The following is a 24,237-nucleotide window of genomic DNA, read 5'->3' on the forward strand; positions in this document are numbered from 1 at the left end:
TTTAGCCCCATGCCGGCATGCGCGACGAGGCGTCGGCGGCGAAGGCCCCGATCCGGCACCGCGGCGCGCCCGGCGCCCGCGGCGCCGGGGGCCTCAGACCGGCAGGTCGCGCAGGCGGCGTTCCTGGTCGGTCAGGCTGCGGCCGAACCCGGGGCTGCGGAAGATCCGGTTGCCGTAGTCCTCGATCGCCTTGCCGTCCTTGGGCAGGGCCACGTCCAGCGAGGGCAGGCGCCAGATGATCGGCGCCATGGCGCAGTCGGCCAGGCTCATCTCGGGGTTGAGGAAGAACTTGCTGGCCTTGAACAGCGGCACCGAGGCGGTCAGCAGCTCCTTGAGCCGCTTGCGCGCGGCCTCGGCCTGGACCTTGTTGCCCATCTGGATCGCCTGCACCTGCGGCACCCAGTCGTGCTCCAGGCGCAGCATGGCCAGGCGCAGGCGGGCGCGGGACAGCGGATCGACCGGCATCAGCGGCGGATGCGGGTAGCGTTCGTCCAGGTACTCGCTGACCACGCTGGCCGCATACAGGACCAGGTCGCGCTCGACCAGGGTCGGCACCGAGTGATAGGGGTTGAGGTCGACGAGATCTTCCGGCGGATTCTGCGGGTCGACCGGAATCAGGTCGTAGCTGACGCCCTTGGCCGCCAGGACCAGGCGGACACGATGGCACAGCACGCAATCGGTGGACGAAAACAGAGTCAGGGCATTACGCATACGGGGGCTCGCCGCCATCATCGACCTCTCCAGCGACCGGAATCCGCCAGTCGCAAGACGCCCTCCACCCGCTGTGGAAGGTCGTCACGGCCTCGAGCCCGTGCCTGGTTCTGCGCCCGTCCGCATCCTCGCCGGCGGCTCCCCGGCCGCTCCGAAGACGGAAAGCCCGCGCCTTGCGGCCCGGGCTTTTCGCTGGACGGGATCAGTGCTCCACGTCGCGCCAGTACTCGGTCTTCAACAGATACGCGATGAAGGTGAACAACGCCAGGAACAGGATCACCCAAACGCCGATGCTCTGGCGCTTGAGCGCGGCCGGCTCGGCGGCGTACTCGAGGAATGTGGTGATGTCGCGCACCGCGGTCTTGAAGCCCTGCTCGTCGAGCGAGCCGGGCTGGGCGACCTTGAGCGCGTGCACCGGACGCTCGCCGGTGGTCTTGTCGGGTTCGCCGAACTCGGCGTGCTGCAGTCCCTGCAGCTCCCACAACGGGTTCGGCATCGAGGCGTTCGGGAACAGCTTGTTGTTCCAGCCCAGCGGACGGGACTCGTCGAGGTAGAACGAATTCAGGTAGGTGTAGACCCAGTCGCTGCCGCGCACGCGGGTGATCAGGCTCAGGTCCGGCGGCATCTTGCCGAACCACTGGTTGGCGTGCTCCGGGGTCAGGCTGACCTGGATCTGCTCGCCGAACTTGGCGCCGGTGAAGTTGAGGTTCTTCATCACCTCGTCTTCGCTCAGGCCCAGGTCCTCGGCCATGCGCGAATAACGCAGGTACTTCAGCGAGTGGCAGCCCGAGCAGTAGTTCATGTACAGCTGGGCGCCGCGCTGCAGCGAGGCGCGGTCGCTCAGGTCGGTGCCCGACTGCATCAGGTCGCCGCCGCCGGAGGCGAAGGCGGTGGCCGACACGAGCAGGCCGGCGGCGAAGGTGGCGAGCTTCTTCACGATGCGGTTCTTCTTCAAGGACGGCTGGCTGGTCTTAGTCATGCATCGTCACCCGTTCCGGTACCGGCTTGGTCTTGTCCAGCTTGGTCCACAGCGGCATGGTGATGAAGAAGGCGAAGTACAGGAAGGTCAGCACCCGGCCGATGATGGTCTCGACCGGGTCGGTGCCGGGGCCGGCGCCGATCTTGCCCAGCCACAGGAAGCACACCGCCAGCACGCCGAGCATCAGCTTGGTGATCCAGCCGCGGTAGCGGTGCGACTTGACCTTGCTGCGGTCCAGCCAGGGCACGAAGAACAGCACCGCGATCGCGCCGAACATCACCAGCACGCCCGACAGCTTGTGCGGAATCACCCGCAGCATCGCGTAGTACGGGGTGTAGTACCACACCGGCTTGATGTGCTCCGGCGTCACCAGGCGGTTGGCCTCGGTGAAGTTGTCGTGCTCGAGGAACCAGCCGCCGAAGGCCGGGGCGAAGAAGATGATGAAGGCGGCGATGATCAGGAAGAAACCGACCCCGACCAGGTCCTTGACCGTGTAGTACGGATGGAACGGAATGCCGTCGGCCGGCTTGCTCGGATCCCAGCGGTTGCCCTTCGGGCCGTACTTGATGTCGACGCCGTCGGGGTTGTTGGAGCCGACCTCGTGCAGCGCGCCCAGGTGCAGCACGACCAGCAGCAGCAGCACCAGCGGCAGCGCGATCACGTGCAAGGCGAAGAAGCGGTTGAGGGTGGCGTCGCCGGGCAGGTAGTCGCCCATGATCCACTCGGTCAGGCCGTTGCCGATCACCGGGATCGCGCCGAACAGCGAGATGATGACCTTGGCGCCCCAGAACGACATCTGGCCCCACGGCAGCACGTAGCCCATGAAGGCTTCGGCCATCAGCACCAGGTAGATGAACATGCCCAGGATCCACACCAGCTCGCGCGGCTTCTGGTACGAGCCGTAGATCAGGCCGCGGAACATGTGCAGGTAGACGACGATGAAGAACAGCGAGGCGCCGGTCGAATGCATGTACCGGATCAGCCAGCCCCACTCCACGTCGCGCATGATGTACTCGACCGAGGCGAAGGCCTCGGCCGCGCTCGGCTTGAAGTGCATCGTCAGGAAGATGCCGGTGACGATCTGGTTGACCAGCACCAGCAGGGCGAGCGAACCGAAGTAATACCAAAGATTGAAGTTCTTCGGCGCGTAGTACTCGGTCATGTGCTTGCGGTAGACCGGCATCATGCCGGGCGCGCGGGCGGTGACCCAGTCGAACACGTTGTTGGCGGTGCGGGTGAGGATGTTGGCCATGGCTTACGCCGCTCCCTTCGGGTCAACGCCGATCACGATCGTGGTGTCGTTCTCGTAGTGGTGCGGCGGCACCAGCAGGTTGGTCGGAGCGGGAACGCCCTGGAACACGCGCCCGGCCATGTCGAAGCGCGACTTGTGGCAGGGGCAGAAGTAGCCGCCCTTCCACGCCGGATCGAACGGTTCGGGGCGGATCTCGGCCTTCATTTCCGGCGAGCAGCCCAGATGGGTGCACAGGCCGACCAGCACCGAGACGTCGGGCTTGATCGAACGCAGCTCGCCCTTGATGTAGTCGGGCTGCTGGTCCTTGTTGTCCGACTTGGGATCGCGCAGATGCGAGTCCAGGGTCGGCAGCGCGTCGAGGATCGCCTTGGAGCGCTTGACGATCCAGATCGGCTGGCCGCGCCACTCCAGGACCAGGCGCTGGCCCTCGGCCAGCGCGCTGATGTCGGCCGTCACCGGAGCGCCGGCGAGCTTGGCGCGCGCGCTGGGGTTCCAGGACTTGATGAAAGGCACCGCCGCAAAGCCGGCTCCGACTGCGCCGACCACAGCCGTGGTCGCGGTCAGGAACCGACGCCGGCCCGTGTTGATAGGATCGTGGACCCCTTGGTTGGCCATCCGGCACTCCGCAAAACTGCAGTTCGAAGTTACGCCGCGAAGACCTGCACCAGGAGCGACTACTTGTACCACTGGCGAAAGGCTGGCGGCTCAAAAGACAGGGAAGTGTAGCGGAACCGTTAAGGGCGCGACAATCGGCCCTATTGCGAAAATCCCCACCGCCCACACTTGTGCGCCCGCAGCCTGCCCCGGCGGCGGCCGGCGGCCGCCGCGAGCGCGGCGTGAAACACGGTAAATCCCAGGGAAAAACCCCGTTTCCCGGGCTGCCGCGCCGCCGTCCCCGCGGCGCAGCCGGGCTCAGCGCGCCACGGTCGCCGCGGCACGGTAGCGTTCGGCCAGCACCGCCACCCGCTGCACGTAGCGCTGGGTTTCGCTGTACGGCGGCACGCCCTTGTACTTGTCGACCGCGCCCTCGCCGGCGTTGTAGCCGGCCGCGGCCAGAGTCAGGTTGCCGTTGAAGCGCTTCAGCAGCCAGGCCAGGTACTGCACCCCGCCCTGGATGTTCTGCCCGGCGTCGAAGGCGTTGCCGACGCCGAACCGGCGCGCGGTCGCCGGCATCAGCTGCATCAGCCCCTGCGCGCCGACCCGCGACATCGCGTTCGGGTTGTAGGCCGACTCGGCGTGGATGATGGCGCGGACGATGGCCTCTTCGACCCCGTGCTGGCGCGCCGCCGCGGCGATCTCGTTGGAGTAGGCCTCGGTGTTCAGGCGCAGGGTGCCGAAGTTGACCCCGGGCCGGGCCGCGCAGGCGAAGCAGGTCTCGATGAAGGAATAGCGGATCGTGCGCACCGCGGTGGCGCTGGCCAATCCCTTCGGCCGCTTGCTGGTGTAGTGGCGCACGCCGTCCTTGATATAGGAGTAGACCTGGCCCTGGACCAGCCGGGTCGGCGCCGCCTGCGGCGCGGCCGGGGCCGGGGCCGGGGCCGGCGGCGGGGCCGTCGGGGCGATCGCATTGGCGGCGTCGGCGGCCGGCGCAGCGGGCTTGAGTCCGGCCGCGGTCATCATCGCCGCGGCGCCGCTGTAGGTCGCCGGCGGGTTGTTGTTGACCGTGGCCGGCGCGCCGAGCGCGGCGACGCTGGCGGCCGGCGGCGGCGCGTACGCCGCCGGGGTCGGGTTGCGCGGCCGGCTGGCGCGGCTGGTGTACTGGCTGGCGACCACGCAGGTCTGGCCCTTGGGCTTCTTGCTGACGTAGCTGCGCTCGCCGGCGGCGTTCTCGCAGCGCCAGACGGTGCCGGCCACGGCCGGCGCCACGGCCAGCAGACAAGCCATCCCCAACAGTAGTGAGCTCCCCCTCATGGCGGCGAGTGTCCTCTGCCGCGCCCGAACTGCCAAGTCTTTGATACTGAAACGTGACCGGCGGCGCGGACAGGGCCCGCCGGGCCCCGGTTGCGGCTACACTGGCGCCCCCTTCCGGCGCGGACTAACCGCCGCCCTCCCCGGACCGACCATGACCGACCTGCACCCCCTGCCCACGGCGCCGGCCGCGGGCGCCGCCCGGCCGTCCACGCCGGGGGCCAAGAAGCTGTTCATCGAGACCCACGGTTGCCAGATGAACGAGTACGACTCGGCCAAGATGGCCGACGTGCTCGCCGCCAGCGACGGACTGGAACTCACCGACGACGCCTCGCAAGCCGACGTCATCCTGATCAACACCTGCTCGATCCGCGAGAAGGCCCAGGAGAAGGTGTTCAGCCAGCTCGGCCGCTGGAAGCAGCTCAAGCAGGGCGAGCGCCCGGTCATCATCGGCGTCGGCGGCTGCGTCGCCTCGCAGGAGGGCGCGGCGATCGTCAAGCGCGCCCCGCACGTCGACCTGGTGTTCGGCCCGCAGACCCTGCACCGCCTGCCCGAGCTGATCCGCGCCAAGCGCGAGACCGGCCTGCCCCAGGTCGACATCAGCTTCCCGGAGATCGAGAAGTTCGACCGCCTGCCCGAGCCGCGCGCCGAAGGCCCCAGCGCCTTCGTCTCGATCATGGAAGGCTGCAGCAAGTACTGCTCGTTCTGCGTGGTGCCCTACACCCGCGGCGAGGAGGTCAGCCGGCCGTTCGAGGACGTGCTGGTGGAAGTGGCGCAGCTGGCCGGCCAGGGCGTGCGCGAGATCAACCTGCTCGGCCAGAACGTCAACGCCTACCGCGGGCCGATGGCGCCGGGCGAGAACGGCGGCGAGGCCGAGGTCGCCGACCTGGGCCTGCTGATCCGCACCATCGCCCAGATCGACGGCGTCGACCGGATCCGCTTCACCACCTCGCACCCGCTGGAGTTCTCCGACTCGCTGGTCGAGGCCTACCGCGACGTGCCGCAGCTGGCCAACTACCTGCACCTGCCGGTGCAGGCCGGCAGCGACCGGATCCTGGCGGCGATGAAGCGCGGCTACACCGCGCTGGAGTTCAAGCAGAAAATCCGCAAGCTGCGCGCGGTGCGCCCGGACATCTCGATCTCCTCGGACTTCATCGTCGGCTTCCCCGGCGAGACCGAGGCCGATTTCGACAAGACCATGAAGCTGATCGAGGACGTCGGCTTCGACCAGTCGTTCTCGTTCATCTATTCGCGCCGCCCGGGCACCCCGGCCGCGGACCTGGAGGACACCGTCTCCAACGAGGAAAAGCACGCGCGCCTGTCGCGCCTGCAGGCGGCGATCAACGCCAACGCGGCGAAGATCTCCCAGGCCATGGTCGGCAGCGTGCAGACGGTGCTGGTCGAAGGGCCCTCGCGCAAGAACCCCAACGAGCTCACCGGCAAGACCGAGAACATGCGTTCGGTGAACTTCCCCGCTCCGCCGCGGCTGATCGGCCGGTTCGTCGACGTGCTGATCACCGAGGCCATGTCCAACTCGCTGCGCGGCCGGGTGCTCACCGACCAGGACCGCGACGCCGCCTGACCCAGCCCCGAGGAGACCGTTGCGCATGGACCGCGATTTCAACATCCGCGAGATCGGCCCCGACGAATTCGAACGCGTCTGGCCGATCTTCCGCGAAGTGCTGGCCCGCGGCGAGAGCTACAACTACCCGGCCGAACTGTCGCTGGAAAAGGCCCGCGAGATGTGGACCGCCCCGCCCTACCGGACCTTCGTCGCCGAGGGCGACGACGGCGAGATCCTGGCCTGCTACAAGCTCGGTCCGAATTACGCCGGCCGCGGCGACCACATCGCCAACGCCAGCTACATGGTCGCCGAGCGCTACTGGGGCCAGGGCATCGGCGCGGCGCTGTGCTCGCATTCGCTGACCCAGGCCAGCCAGGCCGGCTACGCGGCGATGCAGTTCAACTACGTGGTCAGCACCAACACCGCCGCGGTCAACCTGTGGCTCAAGCACGGCTTCGAGATCGTCGGCCGGGTGCCGAACGCGTTCCGCCACGTCACGCTGGGGCTGGTGGATGTGTTCGTGATGTATCGGGTGTTGTGAGGCCGGCCGGAAGCGGGAATGGGGAATGGGGAATGGGGAATGGGGAATCGGGATTCGGGATTCGGGATTCGTAAAAGCGGTGGCGGCTCGACTCGTTGAGGCCGCGCGCTTGTTGCCTGCCTGCTCCTGAGCTCGCCCTACGCGATCGCCGCGCCCTTACCTGCCGTCATTCCCGCGAACGCGGGAATCCAGGGCCTTTCGTGCGAGAACGCGCGAGGCCTCTGGATGACCGCCTTCGCATCAAAGCCAGACGCGCTCACGGCCATCGCCTGCCGAAGATACGCGGCGCGCGACTGCGCGCGCGCCGCGTCGGCCGACTAGGCCATGAATCCCAGATCGCGCGAGTTGAAATTGCCCAAGTTCGGGAAGATCAGATCCAACTCGCTGTCGCCGACCCCGAACCACCGCGCCAGGGTCGCCCCGTACTGGTCCACCGAGGTGGTCGGAATGATCTGGCCCCAGCCGGCGTCGTCGGCCCCGCCGTTGACCAGGGTCGGCATGGTGCCGAAGAATCGCCCGCCGCGCACCGCGCCGCCGACGATGAAGTGATGACCGCCCCAGCCGTGGTCGGAGCCGTCGCCGTTGGACGACAAGGTGCGGCCGAAATCCGAGGCGGTGAACGCGGTGACCTTGTCGGCCACGCCGAGTTCGCCGGTGGCCGCGTGGAACGCGGTCATCGCCTGCGACAGCCGCGCCAGCAGGCCCGGCTGATCGCCGAGCAGGCTGTCGTGATGGTCGAATCCGCCCATCGACACGAAGAACACCTGCCGCTTCAGCCCCAGCACCTCGCGCACCTTGATCAGCCGCGCCACCATCCGCAGCTGATTGCCCAGGTCTGTTTCTGGGAACGCGGTCTGCAACGGCGCGGAGGCCTCCAGCGCCATCGCCACCGCCGAGGCGTTCTCGCGCGCGCGACGGAACGCGCCGGCGTAACTGCGCCCGAACACGTGCGACTGCGCGCCTGGCGCCATCAGCTCCAGAAACGCCCGGCGGCTGTCGTCGTCCCACTCGAAGCGGCTGAACTGGCGCGGACCGTCGTTGCCGATCACGTACTGGCTGGACTGGCTCGCGCGTTGCAGGATGCTCTCGAAGTTCAGCGACACCGACATCGGAATGAAGGCGTCGGGATTGGCGTCGCGCAGCAGGTCGGCGATGTGCCCGGCCCAGCCGAAGCCGCGGCCCTCGCCGGTGCGCGAGACCTGCCAGTACTGCTGCTGGTCGTTGTGCGAGAACAGCTGCGGCGGCAGCTCTACCCTCTGATTGAGGTAATCGGCCTTGCTGGTCGGCCGGATCAGGGTGCCGACATTGCCCAGCACCGCTGCCTGCCCGCTGTTGAACAAGCCCTGCAGGCCGCCCATGCCGACCAAGTCGTCGTCGGTGGTGCAGGCCTGCAGACCGTACAGCGCGCCGTCCGAAGCGCCACCGCCGGCCTGCGCCGCCAGGGGCAGCAGTCGGTTCTGTTCGACCGCCAAGGTGGCTCGCGCGGTGCGGTATTGCTGATAGTGGCCGTCGTCGCGCGGCACGATCATGTTCAGCGAATCGTTGCCGCCGAACAGGAACACGCAGACCAGGGCCTTGTAATCGTCGAAGCGCGACGGTCCGTAGGCGTTGGCGGCCGCCTGCGCCAGGCGCAGGTTGCCGAGCGCGGAATACAGGCCGGCGCCGCCGAGCGCGGCGCAGATCGTGTTGGTCAGGAATTGCCGACGTTTCATGGGTGCTGTCTCCGTATTCCTGCTTACTTCTGCACGATGTAATCGGGCGAGTTGACGATCACGTACAGCGCCTCCTGCACCCGCAGGCGCTTGGCCGCGGTGGTGTTGGCCGGCATGCCGGACAGCCGCTGGGTCAGCACCTGCTTCATCTGATCGGTCATCTGCCCGGACAGGAACAAGGCGTCGTAGCGCGCGATCAACGCGGGAATGTCGTGCGCGACCGCGACTTCCGCGCTGAGGTCGATCGCCACCTCGTCGGTGCCGATGCCTTCCGGATTGCCGAGGTAAGCGTCGAAGATCTTCCTCATCAGATAGCTTTCGTTGGCCGGCATCATGTAGTCGGTCGCCAACTGCAGCTCCGGCGCCACCAGGCCCAGGCTCTGCGGCTCGCCGTTGGGGCTGTAGCGCGGGCTGAAGAAGTTGAACACCGACGGCGCGTACATCGGCACCTGGCCGAGGTAGTTGTCGACGCTCCAGAACTCCTCGGTGTGCCCGCTCTTGGACTTGCCCTTCAGCGCGCGCCACAGGTGGGTCAGGCGCAGGATCGGCTCGCGCACCTTGCCGAAATGCGCCGGCTGCGCGGCCGGATCGCGCGCTTCGGGGTCGAGTAGGATCGCGCTGACCACCGCGCGCAAGTCGCCGCGCACGCCTTGGCCGTTGTTGTCGAACGCCGCCGCGACCCGGCCGACATAGGCCGGGCTGGGATTGCTGGTCACCAGCCGCTGGATCAGCTGCTTGCCGATGAACGGCCCGACGTTGGGATGGTTGAAGATATTGTCCAGCGCCGCGCTCAGGTCGGCGCGGCCGCTGCCGCCGGCGGCGAGTTTGCCGCCCGGCAGGCTTACGCCCGGATACAGCAGCAACTGCTTCTCCTGCGCCGAGGCGTGGTACGCCGCATGGTTCTCCATCGGCGACACCCAGGCCGGCGCGTCGACTTCGTAGAAATAGCAATCGAACGAACCTTCGGCCTGGCAGCCCTTGAAGGTCCAGCCGGTGAACACGTGGGCGAAGCCGCGGACGGTGTCCTGGCCATAGGTCGGGATCGGCTGCTGCGCCGCGTCCAGCAGCGGCGTGCCGTCCTGCTTGAGTTGGACCAGGCCGACGCTGAACAACTGCATCACTTCGCGGGCGAAGTTCTCGTCGGGACGGATGTTGTTGACCGGATCGGGCTTGCGGTTCTGCAGCATCGACAGATAGATGCCCATCACCGGATGCAGGGTCACGTCCTCGAGCAAGGTGCGGAAGTTGCCGAACGCGTCGCGGGCCAGGGTGTCGTAGTAGTGGCTCATCCCGTACGAGGCGTGGTAGAGCGGATCGGAGGTCGCATCCGACACCACCATGATCTGGCTGAGCGCGAACGCCACCCGCTGGCGCAGTTGATCGCGGTGCACGATCAGGGTCGGCTTGATCGGGTCCTTGCCGCCTACGGCGTTGACGAACCACGCGTCCAGCCGCCAGTCGCGGCTGAAATCGTCGGGCCTGCGCACCCTGGCGTTCTTGAGGAACGTCAGCTGCGAAGACGCCGGGAACCCGACCTGCTCGTTGATCCAGGCGGTGTAGCCGATCTGCTTGAGCCGGTCGATGTCCTCGCGGGTCGGGCCGAACGTGGCCTGGGTCAGGAAGCGCGCGGCTTCGCCGTCGTTGGCGGGGATGTCGGCGAACCGCGCCACGGGCGCGGCGCCGGTCGCGCCCCGATCGGCGCGCAATTGCAGCGGATCCGGCGCACCGGGATACGGCCCGCCGTAGTCGGGCGTCGGCGTGACCCCGCGCAGTGCGATCAGGATTCCCAGCGCCAGCAACAGGCGCGACGATGCGCCCATCCACGCTGAGCGCAGAAGTAAGGATTTCATTGCAGGCCCCCAAGGCTGGCTGTTCGGCAGCGATCCTAGGGTCGGGGCCGGCGTCGAAATTTGACCGGCGACGCGATTTCAATCGGAAACACAACTGAATCCGGATTGACAATCACGGAATTACGAGTCCGTTACAATCGTCATCGACGCCGCATGATCGCCGCGCGCAGCCGCGCGTCGGCGAATCCCGCATGCGCCGCTCAGTCCAGCCGCTTGCGGAAGCGCGCCACCGCCAGGCTCATCATCACCGCGATGAAAGCCACCAGGTAGACCACGTCCGGCCACAGCTCCCACAGGCTGGCGCCGCGCAGCATCACCCCGCGGATCAGGCGCAGGAAATGGGTCATCGGCAGCACCTCGGCCAGCCACTGCGCGACCCGCGGCATGCCCGCGTAGGGGAACATGAAGCCCGACAGCAGGATCGACGGCAGCAGGATGAACACCGTCATCTGCATGGCCTGGAACTGCGAAGCGGCCTTGGTCGAGATCATCAGGCCCAGGGTCAGGTTGGCCAGGATCAGCAGGATCGCCGCCAGGTAGACATCGAGCACGCTGCCGCGGATCGGCACCTGGAACAGCCACAGCCCGAGCAGGATCACCACCGTGGTCTGGATCAGGCCGATCAGCGCGTACGGCAGCACCTTGCCGACCATCAGCTCGGTGCGGCTGACCGGGGTGGTGATCAGCAGCTCCATGTTGCCGCGCTCGCGTTCTCGCACGATCGCCACCGAGGTGAACATCACCATGGTCATGGTCAGGATCACCCCGATCAGGCCCGGCACGATGTTGACCGGCGAGCGCCGCTGCGGGTTGTAGAACGCGACCACCCCGATCGGCGCGGTCTTGCGCGGCGCAGTGCCGGCGTCGATCGGCAATTGCGCCAACTGCACCGCCGCGCTCTGCACCACCGTATCGCTGCCGTCGACCAGCACCTGCACCGCTTCGCGGCCGTCGATGCGCCGGCGTTCGAAATCCGCCGGCAGACTGACCCCGACGCTGATCTCTCCGCGCCGCAGCATCGCCATCAGCTGCTCGGGCGTGTCGGCCGTCGCCACCGGCCGGATCACCCCGGTCGCGACCATGTCCATCACCACGGCGCGCGAGCCGGCCGTGCCCGATTGATCGGCGACCGCCGCAGTGAGCCCGCGCGGATTGAGGTTGATCGCATAGCCGAACAGCACCAGCTGCCCGACCGGAATCATCACGATCATCGCCAGGGTGATGCGGTCGCGGCGCAGTTGCCGGACCTCCTTGAGCACGATCGCCCACAGCCGCCGCAGGTTCATGGCCCGATCTCCGCGTCCGCTGCGCGCCGCTCGCGGCCGCGCGTGGCCGAGACGAACACGTCTTCCAGGTTGGGCTTGGCCCGGCCGACCTGCGCTTCCAGGCCGGCCGCGCGCAAGGCGTCGCCGAGCGCCCGTTCGCCCAGACGCGCATCGGCCAACAACACCCGCAGGCTGTTGCCGACCTGAGCCACGCTGAGCACCCCGTCCAGGCCGACCAGCACCCGCTGCGCCTTGCGCGGTTGCGCCGCCAGCACCTCGACCGCGCGCCCGTCGAGTTCGCCGGCGAGCTCGGCCGGGGTGCCGTCGGCGACCAGCACGCCGCGGTCGAGGATGGCCAGGCGATGGCAACGCTCGGCCTCGTCCATGTAATGGGTCGAGACCAGCAAGGTGGTGCCGGCATCGGCCAGTTCGAACAGTTTTTCCCAGAAATCGCGCCGCGATTCCGGGTCGACCGCGCTGGTAGGTTCGTCCAGGAACAGCAGCTCGGGTTCGTGGATCACCGCGCCGGCCAGGGCCAGGCGCTGCTTCTGCCCGCCGCTCATGGTCCCGGCCAGTTGCTTCTGGCGATCGCCGAAGTGGTACTGCTCGATCAACTCGTCGACCCGCTGGCGCGCGCGCGCGCGCGGCAGTTCCTGCACCGTGGCCAGGAACTCCAGGTTCTCGCGCACGCTGAGGTCCTCGAACAGCGAGAACTTCTGGGTCATGTAGCCGATCCGCCGGCGCAGCGCTTCGGCCTGGGCGGGAATCTTCAGACCCAGCACTTCGATCTCGCCTTCGCTCGGGGTCAGCAGCCCGCACAGCATGCGGATGGTGGTCGACTTGCCGGAGCCGTTCGGGCCGAGAAAGCCGTACACGCAGGCGCGCGGCACGCTCAGATCGACCCGGTCGACCGCGCGCAGCGAGCCGAACTGCTTGCTCATGCCGCGCGCGCGGATGACCAGCGCGGCGGTGTCGGGCAGCGCGCTCATCGCGCGAACTCGACCCGCACCGGCAGCCCGGCCGGCAGCGCGGCCGCATCGGCCTCGGTGAACTCCACTTCGGCCAGATAGCTCAGCCGCGCCGCGTCCTCGCCGGTCAGGGCGTAGTACGGGGTGAAGCTGGGTTCGCTGCGGACCATGCGCACCCGGCCGGTCCAGGCGCGCTCGCGGCCCTCGATGCGGATCCGCGCGCTGCCGCCGACCCGCACATCGGCGCGGATCGGCTCGGGCACATAGACCCTTGCATACGGACGCTCGCCGACCAGCATCACCGCCAGCGGCGCGCCGACCGGGGCCTGGTCGCCGAGCTTGTACGGCAGGCTGTCGACCACGCCGTCGCGCGGCGCCAGCACGTCGAGTTTGCTCAGGTTGATCGCCTGCGCCGCGGCCTGGGCCTGCGCGGCGGCGAGCGCGGCGCGGCCCTGGGCGATGCGTTCGCGGCGGGTGCCGTGTTCGAGCTCCAACAGCGCCGCCTGCGCCGCGCGCACCTGCGCCTGGGCGTTGCCGGCGGCGGCGCGGGCGCGGTCGACCTCGGCCGCGGCGATCAACCGCTGCCGGCCCAGCGGCTGCACCCGGGCGTAATAGGCCGCCGAGTCGCGCGATTGCGCCTGCGCGGCGGCGAGGTTGGCGCGCGCCTGCTCGATGCTTTCGCTGCGCGCGCCGGCCTCCAGCTCCGCCAGCGCATCGGCCGATTGCTGCGCCTGCGCCTGCGCCGCCTGCGACTGGGCGCGGCTGCGGTCGGCCTCCAGTTGCAGCAGGCGCGTGCCGGCGCGCACCCGCTGTCCCTCGCGCACGTCGATGCGCACCACTTTTTCCGCGACCGGCGCCGGCAAGGCGACTCGGTCCCACTCCAGGGTGCCGAGCGCCTGCGGCGCGGGTTCGCTGCAGGCGGCCAGCAACAGCGCGGCCAACAGGGTCGACGCGCGCGCGGCGGCGACCGGGAAATCGAGTCGATAGGTCATGGCTGCAGTCCGCGGTCGAGCAGGGCCAGCGCGTGCTGGCGTTGCCGGTCCAGGTCGAGATCGTCGGCGTCGAACAGATGGCGCCAGATCGGCGCGCTGGCGGCCGGGAACAGGGTCAGGCCGATCAGGCTGACCATCAGCAGGCGCGGATCCAGGTCGGGGTTGATCTTGCCCTCGGCCTGGGCCTGGGCGAAGCGCGCCGCCAGCATCTTCGGCAGCGCCGGCGCGATCTGCTGGAACAACACGCTCTCGCGCAGCGCGCCGCCTTCGCACAGCACCTCGCGCACCCACAGCGAGGGCAGCCACGGATGCGCCGCGACGATCCGGCCGATGCCGGCGACGAAACCGCCGATCAGATCGAACACGTCGCGGCCCTCGCCCGCCACGCCCTCGCGCAGGCTCATGAACACCGGCAGCAGGCGTTCGCCGACCACCGCCTGCTGCAGTTGTTCCTTATCGCCGAAGTAGTAATGCAGCAGCGCCGGATTGACCCCGGCCTCGGCGGCGATCGCGCGCAGCGAGGTCGCGGCGATGCCCTGGCGGGCATAGCAGGCGATCGCCGCATCGAGCAGGCTCGCGCGCAGATCGGGATTGTCGGCCGCGGCCGGCCGCCCGGGGGCGCGGCGCACGGCGGCGGTCTTGCGCGGTCGTCCGCGCGACTTGGGGGCTGACGGGTCCATGCGCCATATTTAATTCAATGATTAATTAGTTTTCAAGACCGAGCCGACGGACGGTCGGCGGCGATGGCGGCCCAATCCGGCTGGGCGGCTTTTGTGGGAGCGGCCTACGCTCATGAGCGGCGACGACCGAAGGCCCGCAATGCCGCGCCCCAAGCCCGGCCATCCCCACGCCGTGCTGCCGGAAGCGACCGATTGCCCGGGCTTCGGCCGCGACGCTCGCGCCCACCGCTGCGGTTGGTCGCGGCTTACCCCGCTCCTACCCCAACCGCAGCGACATCGCACCTGCCGTTGCCGTTGCCGTTGCCGTTGCCGTTGCCGTTGCCGTTGCCGTGAAGAGCTTGGCGCAGAGTCGACCTCGCGATAGCAACTCGTAGCCCCGAAGGGCGGCCCGCAGGGATGCGGGCCGTGCGCAGCCAGGCCAAGGATGGCCTGTGCGGAGCAGCCCTGCGCGAGCCTCGTTCGATAGTGGCTCTTGATTCGAAACAGTTATGGCGTTTTCTTTGGTTACTTTCTTTGTCGCCTTGGACAAAGAAAGTGACCCGGCCGCTTGCGGACGGAAGCTTTGCTTTGGAGCTTTGCTTTAGAGCTTTGAAGCTTTAGAAGCCTTCGAACGACAGACGGCGCGAAACCGTAAGAACGCGGTCGCGGCTCACGCCGCTCCTACAGGGGCACAGGACAAAGACGCGGCGAACGGGCGAGATGGCGGTCGCGGCTTGTGACCGAAGGAAATCCCTGTGGGACACCGCCCCTACAGGGGAGCAGGTTCGTCGAGGACGGCGTGGGGATGACGGACGCGCCATCGCCCCAGGGTGTCGGCGCAGTGCGCGGGAATCACCCAAGCCTGCGGATGTTCGCGCTGGAACTGCGCCAGCCGCTGCACGGTGCGGCGATAGGCCGCCGCGTCGTCCACCGCCAGCCAGCGCGTCAGCCACGGCAGCTCGACCTCGCGCTGCAACTGCTCGCGGCGCCAGAACGCATCGGCCGCGAGCACGGCCCGCTCGCCCTCGACGGTACGCAGCGCCAGGCCGATCTGGCCGCGCGCATGCCCCGGCAAGGGCAGCACGACCACGCTGGCGTCGCCGAACAAATCCCAGCCGGGCCCGAACCCGGCCAGATCGCCGTCCAGCGCACCTGCGCCGCGTTCGTCCAGGCAGTCCAGGCGCGCGGCGAAATCCGCCGGCAGCAGCTCCTTCCAGATCTGCGCGTGCAGCAAACCGAACCAGCCGCCGCGCTGGACCTGCCGCCAGGCCTGCGCATGGACGACGAAACGCGCCTTGGCGAACGGCGCCAGCCCGCCGATGTGGTCGGGGTGGAAATGGCTCAGCACCACCGTGCCGATGTCGGCGCAGCGCAGGCCGCGCTGCTGCAGCAGGCTGGCCGCGTCGGTGTGCGCCGCCGAGCAGGCGTGGATCGCATGCCGGTAGATCCGGCGCAGGCCGCGGCGCATCGCCGCGCGCGCGGCGGCGCCGTAACCGCAGTCGAACAGGACCGCGCCGTGGCGCGGATGTTCGATCAGGGCCCAGCCGGCCGGGAAGCTCAGCGCCGGTCCGCCGCCCAGGCCGAGATGGCGCGGCGACGCGCAGCTGTGGCCGGACACGCCGAGGCTGAGCGCAACGCCCGCGCTCACCGCCGCGGTTCCTTGCGCGCCAGCTCGGCCAGGGTGCGGTTCAAGGCTTCGTCCATGCCCACCCGCGGCCGATAGCCGAGTTCGGCGCGGGCACGGCCGATGTCCAGGGTCATGTCCACGCTCAACAACTCGATGCCGTAGCGCAGCAGCGGCGGTTCGCGATCCGGACGCAGATGCCGGTAACCGGCCTCGACCGCGCTGGCCAGCGCCAGCACCAGCGGCCGCGGCAGGCGCCGCTGCGGGCGCGGCAGCGACAGCGCATCGGCGAGGCGGTCGATCACGCTCCAGATCCGCACCGGTTCGCCATTGCTGATGTTGTATACGCGACCGGCCAGGCGCCAGGACGCGTCCATCGCCAGCACGATCGCGTCGACCGCGTTGTCGACGTAGGTCAGGTCGACCTCGCAGTCCTCGGCGCCCAGCCGCGTCAGCCGGCCGCGGCGCAGCGCATCGGCCAGGCGCGGCAGGATCGCGCTGTCGCCGGGACCGAAGATCGCCCGCGGCCGCAACGCGATCGCGGTCACTCCGCCGTCGGCGCAGCGCGCCAGCACCCGCCGTTCGGCGATCAGCTTGGTCGCGGCGTAGTCGTTGACCGCGCGCGCCGGCAACGGCTGGTCTTCGCGGATGTTCCGCTGCGGACGGCCGTCGTGATAGATGCCGGGCGTGGAGATGTGCACCAACCGCCGCACCTGATGGGCGACGCAGGCTTCGGCGACGTGATCGCTGGCGTCGATGTTGGCGGCGACGAAATCCGCGCGCCGGCCCCATGGACTCGACAGCGCCGCGGCATGCACGACGATGTCGGCGCCGCGCAAGGCGCGGTGCACCGCTGCGGCATCGGTCAGGTCGAGCGCGGCGAACTCGACTCCCTGCGCCTGCAGGGCGCGGCCGCGCGCGGCGTCGCGGCCCAGGCCGAGCACCCGGTCCCAGGGCCGCGCCGCGGCCAGGCGGCGGGCCAGCGCGCCGCCGAGAAAACCGGTCGCGCCGGTGACGACGATGCGGCGCGGCGCGCTCATGCCGCCCGCTCCTTCGCCCTGGAGGTCCGCGGACCGCAAACTCGGTTAGTCCTCGGCACCGGCATCTCAGTAGGTCAGGGTCATGCCGACCCCGGACAGGCCGGCGCCGGTACCGAGCAGCACGCCGCGTTCGCCGCGGCGGATCGCGCCTTCGCGCACGCCCTGCTCCAGCGCCAGCGGAATCGAAGCCGCGATGCAGTTGCCGGTCTGCTCGAGCGTGCGCACCAGGCGCGCATGGTCGAAGCCGATCTGCTCGATCACTTCCAGCGCGGCGCGGCTGGCCTGGTGGCTGACCACCCAGCGCAGTTCGCGCCGCGCCTGCCGGTCTTCCAGCGCCAGCGCGCGCATCACGTGCGGTACCAGGCGGATGCCGCTGCGCAATGCCGCCGGCCCCTGCATGCTGAAGTAGGCGTCTTCCGGCCGGGTCGACGCGCCCAACGGCGGCCGCCAGCTGCCGCCGCCGCGCAAGGTGGTCAACTCCACGCCCTCGCCCAGGGTGCGCCAGGCGACCCGGTGGATCCGGCTCGGGCTGTCGTCCGGCGCGCGCTCCAGCACCGCCGCCGCGGCGCCGTCGCCGAACAGGGTGCAGACTTCGGCGTCGGCGAAGTTCAAACCGACCGAGGCGATCTCGCTGCTGACCACCAGGGCGCGTTCGATCCGGCCGTGGTGGATGCGTTCGGCCGCCATCTCCACCGCGGCGACGAAGCTCAGGCAGGTCGCATGCACCGACAGGGCCGGGATACCCGATCGGCCGAGTCCGAGTTCGCGCTGCAGCAAGGGGCCGCCGTCGGGAATCGCCCGCTCGGCCGATCCTGAAGCGTTGACGATCAGCTCGACCTGCTCCGGCGCGATGCCGGCGCGCTCGCAGGCCTGCAGCGCGGCCTGCGCGCCCATCCAACTGGCGCGTTCGCGCTCGGGTTCGGCCCAATGACGGAACGCCACGCCGCTGTGCTGCAGCGCCCAGCCCTCGGCCAGGCCGGCGCGCGCTTCGATTTCGGCGCTGGCGACGCGGCGTTGCGGCAGGTAGCGGCCGAGCCCGGCGATGCGCACACGCCAATCCAGCTCCGGGCCGGCGTCGCGGCGGCGCCGCGGCTCGCCCGCATCGGCCGGCGCGGCGGGCTGCGGCTCGCGCTGCGCACGCTCTTGATCTGCACGTTCCCGATCGATGTTCTGGATATCCCTCATCGCGACGCAGTATGAGCCTTGCCTCGCGGTTTGCCGATACGGACCGACTGCCGCGGCCACTGGCCTGGACCGCGCGCATCGCCCATGCTCGACGCCCGTCCCGCCTCCTCGCCGCGCCTTGCACGCGAACCCTCCCTCGCCGCCCGCCGTCCTGCCCTGGCCGCGCCGCCTCGCCATCGTGCTGGCGACGACGCTGCTCGGCGCGCTCGTCTACCTGGGCATCAACGCCCAGCCCTGGCGCCCGCCGTCGAGCCTGCCGCCCAGCCTCGTCGACGCGGCGATCGGTTGGCGGGCCTGGGCGATCTGGCCGTACTGGGCGATGTTGGCGACCGGGCCGGCGCTGGCGCTGGCGATTCGCGAACGCGCGCTGTTCTACGCCACCTTGCGCGCTTTCGCCCTTGCCGCCGGGCTCAATGCGGCGGTGTGGCTGGCCTGGCCGACCCGGATCGCGCGCCGGCCGCTGCCGGACGGCCTGGATGCCTGGACCGAGGCCGCCTGGCGCGCGCTGTATGCGCTGGACGGGCCGCACAACTGCTTTCCGTCCGGCCACATCACCATTCCGGCGGTGGCCGCGGTCGGTTTCGCCGCGCAGTATCCGCGCGCCCGCGGCGCGGTCGCGGTCGGCCTGGCCGCGCTGGCGCCGAGCGTGATCGCCACCGGCCAGCATTACGCCTGGGACATCGCCGGCGGCCTGCTCACCGCGACCTTGGGTCTCTTGCTCGCCGGCGCGCCCTTGTGGCGAGCTGTGCCCCCGCCCGCTGTCGCCTGCCGTTGAAGGACGCCGCCATGCCCGATACCACTCCCGATACCTCGCCCAACTCCCCCCGAACGACGCGCGACGCGGTCGGCTTCTGGTTTTTCGGCCTCGGCCTGCTCGGCCTGGTGCGCTCGCTGATGCGCGCCACCCGCGGCGGCGGTTTCGACGCCGACGCGATCACCCTGTTGTGGCTGATCGGTTCGGTGCTGCTGACCGCGATGGGCGCGGTGCGGATCTGGCGCAGCTGGCGCGCAGGCCGCCCGCCGCGCGCCTGAACCGCACGGCTTTGCGAAAACCCGGCGACAGGCGCAAGCTTTCAGACCCCAACGCGCTACCGCCTCACCCCGCTCTCATGCCCGCCCGAACCGCTTCCGAATTCGCCCTCGACCCCGCCGACAGCGAACGCCTGGCCAACCTCAACGGCCCGTTCGACGGTCATCTGCGCATGATCGAGCTGCGCCTGGGCGTGGAAATCGCCAATCGCGGCAACGTGTTCCGCATCGACGGCCCGCTGGCCGCGGTCGGCAGGACCGAAAAGCTGCTGCGCAGCCTGTGGCGGGAGGCCGCCGAGCAGACCCTGGACGAGAACGCGGTGCACCTGGCGCTGAGCGAGGCCGGGGTCGAGCAGATCGTCGCCGACGACATCGAGCCGCAGGAAGTCGCGATCCGGGTCAAGCGCGGCACCATCCGCGGCCGCGGCGCCAACCAGGCCAAGTACCTGCACGCCATCGCCACCCACGACATCAACTTCGGCATCGGCCCGGCCGGCACCGGCAAGACCTTCCTCGCCGTCGCCAGCGCGGTCGAAGCCCTGAACGAAGCGCGGGTGCAGCGCCTGATCCTGGTGCGCCCGGCGGTCGAGGCCGGCGAGAAGCTCGGCTTCCTGCCCGGCGACCTGACCCAGAAGGTCGACCCCTATCTGCGCCCGCTGTACGACGCCCTGTACGAAATGCTGGGCGTGGAGAAAGTGGTCAAGCTGCTGGAGAAGAACGTCATCGAGATCGCGCCGCTGGCCTACATGCGCGGACGCACCCTCAACGACGCCTACGTGATCCTCGACGAAGCGCAGAACACCACCATCGAACAGATGAAGATGTTCCTGACCCGGATCGGCTACGGCAGCACCGCGGTGGTCACCGGCGACCTGACCCAGATCGATCTGCCCAAGCACCAGAAGTCCGGGCTCAAGGATGCGCTGGACGTGCTGCGCAACGTCAACGGCATCAGCTTCACCTTCTTCGAGGCCAAGGACGTGGTCCGCCATCCCCTGGTCGCGCGCATCGTCAGCGCCTACGACGCGCGCGACGCCAAGGACGCCGAGACCGGGCCTTCCGCCTGATCCGGCCGGGTGACCGCGGGACGGCGCTTCCGTCCGCGGCACCGGCACGCTCCGCGAAGCGCCGCAACCAACGCAGTGAACGCCGTAATGACCCAAGGCCCCGTCCGACTCGATGTCACCGTCAACTATGCGATGCCGCGCAAAGGCCTGCCGGCCGCGACCAGCTTCCGCAAGTGGGTCGCGGCGGCGCTGGCCGGACGCATCCGCGAAGCCGACCTGGCGCTGCGCCTGGTCGACAGCAAGGAAGGCCGCGCGCTGAACCGCCACTACCGCGGCCGCGACTACGCCACCAACGTGCTCAGCTTTCCCGCCGACCTGCCCGAAGGCCTGCCCGAGGGCGTGCGCCTGCCGCTGCTCGGCGACCTGGTGATCTGCGCCCCGGTGGTCGCGCGCGAGGCGCGCGAACAGAAGAAAGCGCTCAACGACCACTACGCCCACCTGACCGTGCACGGCGTCCTGCACCTGCTCGGTTGGGACCACGAAGACGAGCGCGAAGCCGAATGCATGGAGCAGTTGGAGCGCGAGATCCTCGCCGGGCTCGGCATCGCCGACCCGTATCGCGAATAGAGGCATAGGGACGCAGTGGGTTAAGCGGTGCTTAACCCCCTCCGTCCCTGCCCGCGTTAGCTGGCACATTCGTCCAGGCAAAGTTCCGACATCGTCACCCGGAAAATCCGACCCCGCGTCGCGACGGGCGCCGATGTCCGACGGCCCGATCGACGCCGACACTGAGCGCCTCTTCCAGGAGGAACGCTCATGCGCACGATGCGCGGCATCACATTGCTCGAGGTGGCGATCGCCCTGACGATCGGCTTCCTGTTGTTCGGTTTCGCCGTGCCGGCCTTGCAGCATGCCGTGGCCCGCGCCCGCATCGGCCACGCCCGCCTGGCCCTGGCCGAGAGTTTCCTGCACGCCAACCGGGTCGCCGTCGCCACCGGCAGCGCGACCGTGATCTGCCCCGCGCCGGACGGCGGCGGCTGCCGGGCGAGCACCGACTGGAGCGCCGGCTGGCTGGTGTTCGCCGACGTCGACGGCGATCGCCGCTACGGCCCCAGCGACACCCTGATCCAGCGCCGGCGCGCGCTCGCCGGCGACATCCGCCTGCTCAGCACCGCCGGACGGACCCGGATCGTGTTCCAGCCCGAGGGCGACAGCGCCGGCTCCAATCTGACCTTCACCCTGTGCTCGTCCGGCGCCGGCGAGGCCGGCCTGCTGGTGCTGTCCAATCCGGGGCGGGTACGCCTGGACGCCGCCAGCGCCGCCCAGACCGCCGCCTGCCGCTACGGCCGCCCCCCGACCGGCGGTTAGCCGCCCGGTCCGGCCAGCGCGAGCCGGCGATGCGCGACGGCGAAGACCGGGCGGGAAGCGTCCGTCGGCGCGACGGTTCCGCTGCCGTTGCGACGACGGGCGGAGCGCGGCGGCAGGGCGGACGGCGGCCCTGCCACGGTCCGGTAGGACCTTCCGGGTTAGACTTGGCCCACAGCCCTCCCCCCGGGGGCACAGTTCATGAATCGAATGTCCGAGGACGACAGTAGTAGCACCCACGCGCCGGAACACCACGAGAAACGGCGCTCCTGGCTCGACCGCATCAGTTCCGCGCTGTCGGGCGAACCCAGTTCCCGCGAAGACCTGGTCGAGTTGCTGCGCGACGCGCAGTCCGACGGCCTCATCGCCGCCGACACCCTGCGAATGATGGAAGGCGCGATCGCCGTCTCCGACCTCACCGTCGGCGACGTGATGATTCCGCGCTCGCAGATGGTCGCCTTGCCGGCCGACGCCAAGTTCCTCGACCTGATGAAGCTGGTGGTCGAGTCCGGCCACTCGCGCTTCCCGGTCCACGGCGAAGACAAGGACGAGATCCTCGGCATCCTGCTGGCCAAGGACCTGCTGCGCGGCGTGGTCGCCGACAACGGTCCCGGCACCATCCACGAGCTGCTGCGTCCGGCGGTGCTGATCCCCGAGTCCAAGCGCCTGGACGTGCTGCTGCGCGAGTTCCGCCAGTCGCGCAACCACATGGCGATCGTGATCGACGAGCACGGCGGCGTCGCCGGCCTGCTGACCATCGAGGACGTGCTGGAGCAGATCGTCGGCGAGATCGACGACGAGCACGACGACGCCGAAGACCCGGACGCGCTGATCGCGGCCCAGGCCGACGGCCAGTACGTGGTCGACGCGCTGACCCCGATCGCCGACTTCAACGAGCGCTTCGGCGCCGATTTCGACGACGACGAGTACGACACCATCGGCGGCCTGATCATCGCCGCGATCGGCCACCTGCCCGAGGCCGGCGAAGAGCTGACCCTGGACCGCTTCGTGTTCCGCGTCGCCAGCGCCGACGCGCGCCGGGTGCACGCCTTCCACGTCGGCGTGCTCGGCAACGGCTGAGTCCGCGCGGCCGGCTCCGCGCCGGCCGCCGTTTCGATCCCGCATCCCTACGCGCTGCCGGCCCGGCGGCGCGACGGACGCTTGCGCCCGCCGCAGCGTCGCCGCGATGGCCGGCCGCAACCGCGCCCGCTCGCGCGCTTCTGCCCGGTGCGACAAGCCCAGCCGCGATAACGGCCAGCACCGGGCGTCACCGCGCCCGCGCACGGCCGACCGCCGCCTGGGCCTGTTTACAATGGCCGCCACCGCCCCGCCGGACCAGGCTGCCCGTGACCGCATTCCCCCGATTCGTCCGGCTCTACGCCCTCGCCGCCCTGCTGCTCCTGTCCGCCTTCGTCCACGCCGCCCCGCCGCCGGCCCCGGCCAGCGCGGCCGGCGCCAAGCCGCCGCGGATCGGCATGGTCACCATGCAACCGGGCGAAGAGTTCTGGTCGCGCTTCGGCCACGACGCCCTGGTGGTGCTGAATCCGGACAACGGCGAAGCGATCTCGTACAACTTCGGCTACTTCGACCCCAGCGAGCCCGATTTCGTCCAGCGCTTCGTCCGCAACGACATGCGCTACCGCCTGCTGGCGCTGCCGTTCGACGCCGACATGTCGCAGTACGCGCACGAAGGCCGCGGCGTGAGCCTGCAATGGCTGGACCTGACCCCGGCGCAGGCGCGCGAGCTGGCCGAAGCGCTGCGCCTGAACGCTTTGCCCGAGAATTCCTACTACCGCTACCAGTACTTCGACGACAACTGCGCCACCCGCGTGCGCGACGCCATCGATCGCGCGATCGGCGGCGAACTGCGCCGCCAGACCGAGGGCCGCTCGCACGGCAATACCTTGCGCAGCGAAGCGCTGCGGCTGTCTTCGCCGGAACCGTGGATGTGGGTGTTGCTGGACGTGATGATGGGTCCCAAGGCCGACCTGCCGGTGCCGGTGTGGGCCGAGTCCTACGTGCCGGGCCGGCTGGCCGCGGCGCTGCGCGAGGTCAAGAACCCGCAAGGCCGGCCGCTGGTGGCCGAAGAGCGCAGCCTGCTGCCGCATCAGATCTCGCCGGAACCCGAAGGCCAGCCGCTGCCGTGGTGGCCCTGGGCCCTGGCCGGGCTGGCGCTGGGCGCGGCGCTGGCCTGGATCGGCGACCGCAGCCCGCGCGTGCTGGCCTTCGCCGCGTTGCCGCTGTGGGGCGCGCTGGGCGCGGTCGGCGCGGTGCTGGTCTACGCCTGGGCCGGCACTGGCCACGACTACATCTGGGCCAACCGCAACCTGCTGCTGTTCAACCCGCTGTGCCTGCTGCTGTGGCTGGGCGGCCTGCGCGCGCTGTTCGGCCGCGAGACCGGTTCGGGCTTCGTCTGGCTGACCGCGCTGGTGGCCCTGTGCGCGCTGGCGGCGCTGTTCCTGTATTGGCTGCCGGTGTACCCGCAGCGCAACCTGCATTGGATCGCGCTGTGGCTGCCGATCCACGTCGGCCTGTGGGTCGGCTTCCGCAAAGCCGCCCGATTGCGCTTGGCCTGAGGCTTGCCCG

General features: G+C 69.7%; 22 protein-coding genes and 1 pseudogene. 9 read left to right on the forward strand and 14 right to left on the reverse strand.

Annotated features, from left to right (window positions below):
- Positions 1 to 93 precede the first annotated feature (93 nt).
- The 5 genes from K4L06_RS22140 to K4L06_RS22160 form a co-directional block, all read right to left on the reverse strand.
- Positions 94 to 729: a glutathione S-transferase N-terminal domain-containing protein gene (locus tag K4L06_RS22140; RefSeq protein ID WP_221673414.1), complete on the reverse strand. Its 636-nt coding sequence runs from the start codon at positions 727 to 729 to the stop codon at positions 94 to 96.
- A gap of 184 nt (positions 730 to 913) precedes the next feature.
- Complete coding sequence (locus tag K4L06_RS22145) at positions 914 to 1,690, reverse strand: cytochrome c1 (RefSeq protein ID WP_221673415.1); 777 nt, start codon at positions 1,688 to 1,690, stop codon at positions 914 to 916.
- Positions 1,683 to 2,942: a cytochrome bc complex cytochrome b subunit gene (locus tag K4L06_RS22150; protein ID WP_221673416.1), complete on the reverse strand. Its 1,260-nt coding sequence runs from the start codon at positions 2,940 to 2,942 to the stop codon at positions 1,683 to 1,685. Before K4L06_RS22150 ends, K4L06_RS22145 begins: the two co-directional genes overlap by 8 nt.
- 3 nt (positions 2,943 to 2,945) lie before the next feature.
- The gene (gene petA, locus K4L06_RS22155) at positions 2,946 to 3,557 is read right to left on the reverse strand and encodes a ubiquinol-cytochrome c reductase iron-sulfur subunit (protein ID WP_221673417.1); all 612 of its coding nucleotides are present in this window, start codon (positions 3,555 to 3,557) and stop codon (positions 2,946 to 2,948) included.
- A gap of 297 nt (positions 3,558 to 3,854) precedes the next feature.
- Positions 3,855 to 4,853: a lytic transglycosylase domain-containing protein gene (locus K4L06_RS22160; RefSeq protein ID WP_221673418.1), complete on the reverse strand. Its 999-nt coding sequence runs from the start codon at positions 4,851 to 4,853 to the stop codon at positions 3,855 to 3,857.
- A 223-nt stretch (positions 4,854 to 5,076) separates the two neighbouring features.
- Here K4L06_RS22160 and miaB point away from each other — a divergent pair.
- Positions 5,077 to 6,432 (forward strand): annotated as a pseudogene (miaB, locus tag K4L06_RS22165) (tRNA (N6-isopentenyl adenosine(37)-C2)-methylthiotransferase MiaB); the annotation flags it as partial.
- A gap of 25 nt (positions 6,433 to 6,457) precedes the next feature.
- Positions 6,458 to 6,955 (forward strand): GNAT family N-acetyltransferase, encoded by a 498-nt coding sequence (locus K4L06_RS22170; RefSeq protein ID WP_221673420.1) that lies wholly within the window; start codon positions 6,458 to 6,460, stop codon positions 6,953 to 6,955.
- Between the two features lie 317 nt (positions 6,956 to 7,272).
- Here the strand turns inward: K4L06_RS22170 and K4L06_RS22175 are convergent, their stop codons facing one another.
- From K4L06_RS22175 to K4L06_RS22215, 9 genes are all read right to left on the reverse strand, one after another.
- Positions 7,273 to 8,667 (reverse strand): DUF1501 domain-containing protein, encoded by a 1,395-nt coding sequence (locus tag K4L06_RS22175; RefSeq protein ID WP_221673421.1) that lies wholly within the window; start codon positions 8,665 to 8,667, stop codon positions 7,273 to 7,275.
- 23 nt (positions 8,668 to 8,690) lie between these two features.
- Positions 8,691 to 10,487 (reverse strand): DUF1800 domain-containing protein, encoded by a 1,797-nt coding sequence (locus K4L06_RS22180; protein WP_221673422.1) that lies wholly within the window; start codon positions 10,485 to 10,487, stop codon positions 8,691 to 8,693.
- A gap of 230 nt (positions 10,488 to 10,717) precedes the next feature.
- The gene (locus K4L06_RS22185) at positions 10,718 to 11,803 is read right to left on the reverse strand and encodes an ABC transporter permease (RefSeq protein WP_221673423.1); all 1,086 of its coding nucleotides are present in this window, start codon (positions 11,801 to 11,803) and stop codon (positions 10,718 to 10,720) included.
- The gene (locus K4L06_RS22190; protein ID WP_221673739.1) at positions 11,800 to 12,738 is read right to left on the reverse strand and encodes an ABC transporter ATP-binding protein; all 939 of its coding nucleotides are present in this window, start codon (positions 12,736 to 12,738) and stop codon (positions 11,800 to 11,802) included. The genes K4L06_RS22185 and K4L06_RS22190 overlap by 4 nt, the downstream gene beginning before the upstream one ends.
- Positions 12,739 to 12,767: 29 nt before the next feature.
- Entirely contained in the window at positions 12,768 to 13,742 is a 975-nt protein-coding gene (locus tag K4L06_RS22195; RefSeq protein WP_221673424.1) for an HlyD family efflux transporter periplasmic adaptor subunit, read from the reverse strand.
- The gene (locus K4L06_RS22200) at positions 13,739 to 14,422 is read right to left on the reverse strand and encodes a TetR/AcrR family transcriptional regulator (RefSeq protein ID WP_221673425.1); all 684 of its coding nucleotides are present in this window, start codon (positions 14,420 to 14,422) and stop codon (positions 13,739 to 13,741) included. The genes K4L06_RS22195 and K4L06_RS22200 overlap by 4 nt, the downstream gene beginning before the upstream one ends.
- 748 nt (positions 14,423 to 15,170) lie before the next feature.
- Complete coding sequence (locus K4L06_RS22205) at positions 15,171 to 16,049, reverse strand: MBL fold metallo-hydrolase (protein ID WP_221673426.1); 879 nt, start codon at positions 16,047 to 16,049, stop codon at positions 15,171 to 15,173.
- Positions 16,046 to 17,065 (reverse strand): NAD-dependent epimerase/dehydratase family protein, encoded by a 1,020-nt coding sequence (locus K4L06_RS22210; RefSeq protein ID WP_221673427.1) that lies wholly within the window; start codon positions 17,063 to 17,065, stop codon positions 16,046 to 16,048. The genes K4L06_RS22205 and K4L06_RS22210 overlap by 4 nt, the downstream gene beginning before the upstream one ends.
- Before the next feature lie 66 nt (positions 17,066 to 17,131).
- A complete protein-coding gene (locus tag K4L06_RS22215; protein ID WP_221673428.1) occupies positions 17,132 to 18,115 on the reverse strand; it encodes a 3-oxoacyl-[acyl-carrier-protein] synthase III C-terminal domain-containing protein in 984 nt (327 codons plus the stop codon).
- 253 nt (positions 18,116 to 18,368) lie between these two features.
- Here K4L06_RS22215 and K4L06_RS22220 point away from each other — a divergent pair, with 253 nt between their 5' ends.
- From K4L06_RS22220 to K4L06_RS22250, 7 genes are all read left to right on the forward strand, one after another.
- A complete protein-coding gene (locus tag K4L06_RS22220) occupies positions 18,369 to 19,025 on the forward strand; it encodes a hypothetical protein (protein ID WP_221673429.1) in 657 nt (218 codons plus the stop codon).
- An 11-nt stretch (positions 19,026 to 19,036) separates the two neighbouring features.
- Positions 19,037 to 19,282 carry a hypothetical protein gene (locus K4L06_RS22225; protein ID WP_221673430.1) on the forward strand — a complete coding sequence of 82 codons (246 nt, stop codon included), beginning with the start codon at positions 19,037 to 19,039 and terminating at the stop codon, positions 19,280 to 19,282.
- A 77-nt stretch (positions 19,283 to 19,359) separates the two neighbouring features.
- A complete protein-coding gene (locus K4L06_RS22230; RefSeq protein ID WP_221673431.1) occupies positions 19,360 to 20,346 on the forward strand; it encodes a PhoH family protein in 987 nt (328 codons plus the stop codon).
- A gap of 87 nt (positions 20,347 to 20,433) precedes the next feature.
- A complete protein-coding gene (ybeY, locus tag K4L06_RS22235) occupies positions 20,434 to 20,913 on the forward strand; it encodes an rRNA maturation RNase YbeY (RefSeq protein ID WP_221673432.1) in 480 nt (159 codons plus the stop codon).
- 189 nt (positions 20,914 to 21,102) lie between these two features.
- Complete coding sequence (locus K4L06_RS22240; protein ID WP_221673433.1) at positions 21,103 to 21,654, forward strand: GspH/FimT family pseudopilin; 552 nt, start codon at positions 21,103 to 21,105, stop codon at positions 21,652 to 21,654.
- 207 nt (positions 21,655 to 21,861) lie between these two features.
- Positions 21,862 to 22,731 (forward strand): transporter associated domain-containing protein, encoded by an 870-nt coding sequence (locus K4L06_RS22245; protein WP_221673740.1) that lies wholly within the window; start codon positions 21,862 to 21,864, stop codon positions 22,729 to 22,731.
- Positions 22,732 to 22,997: 266 nt separating this feature from the next.
- Positions 22,998 to 24,227 carry a DUF4105 domain-containing protein gene (locus tag K4L06_RS22250; RefSeq protein WP_343225804.1) on the forward strand — a complete coding sequence of 410 codons (1,230 nt, stop codon included), beginning with the start codon at positions 22,998 to 23,000 and terminating at the stop codon, positions 24,225 to 24,227.
- Positions 24,228 to 24,237 lie beyond the last annotated feature (10 nt).

The sequence above is a fragment of the Lysobacter sp. BMK333-48F3 genome, assembly GCF_019733395.1.
GTDB lineage: Bacteria > Pseudomonadota > Gammaproteobacteria > Xanthomonadales > Xanthomonadaceae > Lysobacter.

What these genes read in the sequence shown, in the direction of transcription:
- K4L06_RS22140 (WP_221673414.1), bottom strand. Translation starts at nt 729, where the DNA reads ATGGCGGCGAGCCCCCGTATGCGTAATGCCCTGACTCTGTTTTCGTCC.
- K4L06_RS22145 (WP_221673415.1), bottom strand. Translation starts at nt 1,690, where the DNA reads ATGACTAAGACCAGCCAGCCGTCCTTGAAGAAGAACCGCATCGTGAAG.
- K4L06_RS22150 (WP_221673416.1), bottom strand. Translation starts at nt 2,942, where the DNA reads ATGGCCAACATCCTCACCCGCACCGCCAACAACGTGTTCGACTGGGTC.
- petA (WP_221673417.1), bottom strand. Translation starts at nt 3,557, where the DNA reads ATGGCCAACCAAGGGGTCCACGATCCTATCAACACGGGCCGGCGTCGG.
- K4L06_RS22160 (WP_221673418.1), bottom strand. Translation starts at nt 4,853, where the DNA reads ATGAGGGGGAGCTCACTACTGTTGGGGATGGCTTGTCTGCTGGCCGTG.
- K4L06_RS22170 (WP_221673420.1), top strand. Translation starts at nt 6,458, where the DNA reads ATGGACCGCGATTTCAACATCCGCGAGATCGGCCCCGACGAATTCGAA.
- K4L06_RS22175 (WP_221673421.1), bottom strand. Translation starts at nt 8,667, where the DNA reads ATGAAACGTCGGCAATTCCTGACCAACACGATCTGCGCCGCGCTCGGC.
- K4L06_RS22180 (WP_221673422.1), bottom strand. Translation starts at nt 10,487, where the DNA reads ATGGGCGCATCGTCGCGCCTGTTGCTGGCGCTGGGAATCCTGATCGCA.
- K4L06_RS22185 (WP_221673423.1), bottom strand. Translation starts at nt 11,803, where the DNA reads ATGAACCTGCGGCGGCTGTGGGCGATCGTGCTCAAGGAGGTCCGGCAA.
- K4L06_RS22195 (WP_221673424.1), bottom strand. Translation starts at nt 13,742, where the DNA reads ATGACCTATCGACTCGATTTCCCGGTCGCCGCCGCGCGCGCGTCGACC.
- K4L06_RS22200 (WP_221673425.1), bottom strand. Translation starts at nt 14,422, where the DNA reads ATGGACCCGTCAGCCCCCAAGTCGCGCGGACGACCGCGCAAGACCGCC.
- K4L06_RS22210 (WP_221673427.1), bottom strand. Translation starts at nt 17,065, where the DNA reads ATGAGCGCGCCGCGCCGCATCGTCGTCACCGGCGCGACCGGTTTTCTC.
- K4L06_RS22225 (WP_221673430.1), top strand. Translation starts at nt 19,037, where the DNA reads ATGCCCGATACCACTCCCGATACCTCGCCCAACTCCCCCCGAACGACG.
- K4L06_RS22230 (WP_221673431.1), top strand. Translation starts at nt 19,360, where the DNA reads ATGCCCGCCCGAACCGCTTCCGAATTCGCCCTCGACCCCGCCGACAGC.
- ybeY (WP_221673432.1), top strand. Translation starts at nt 20,434, where the DNA reads ATGACCCAAGGCCCCGTCCGACTCGATGTCACCGTCAACTATGCGATG.
- K4L06_RS22240 (WP_221673433.1), top strand. Translation starts at nt 21,103, where the DNA reads ATGCGCACGATGCGCGGCATCACATTGCTCGAGGTGGCGATCGCCCTG.
- K4L06_RS22245 (WP_221673740.1), top strand. Translation starts at nt 21,862, where the DNA reads ATGTCCGAGGACGACAGTAGTAGCACCCACGCGCCGGAACACCACGAG.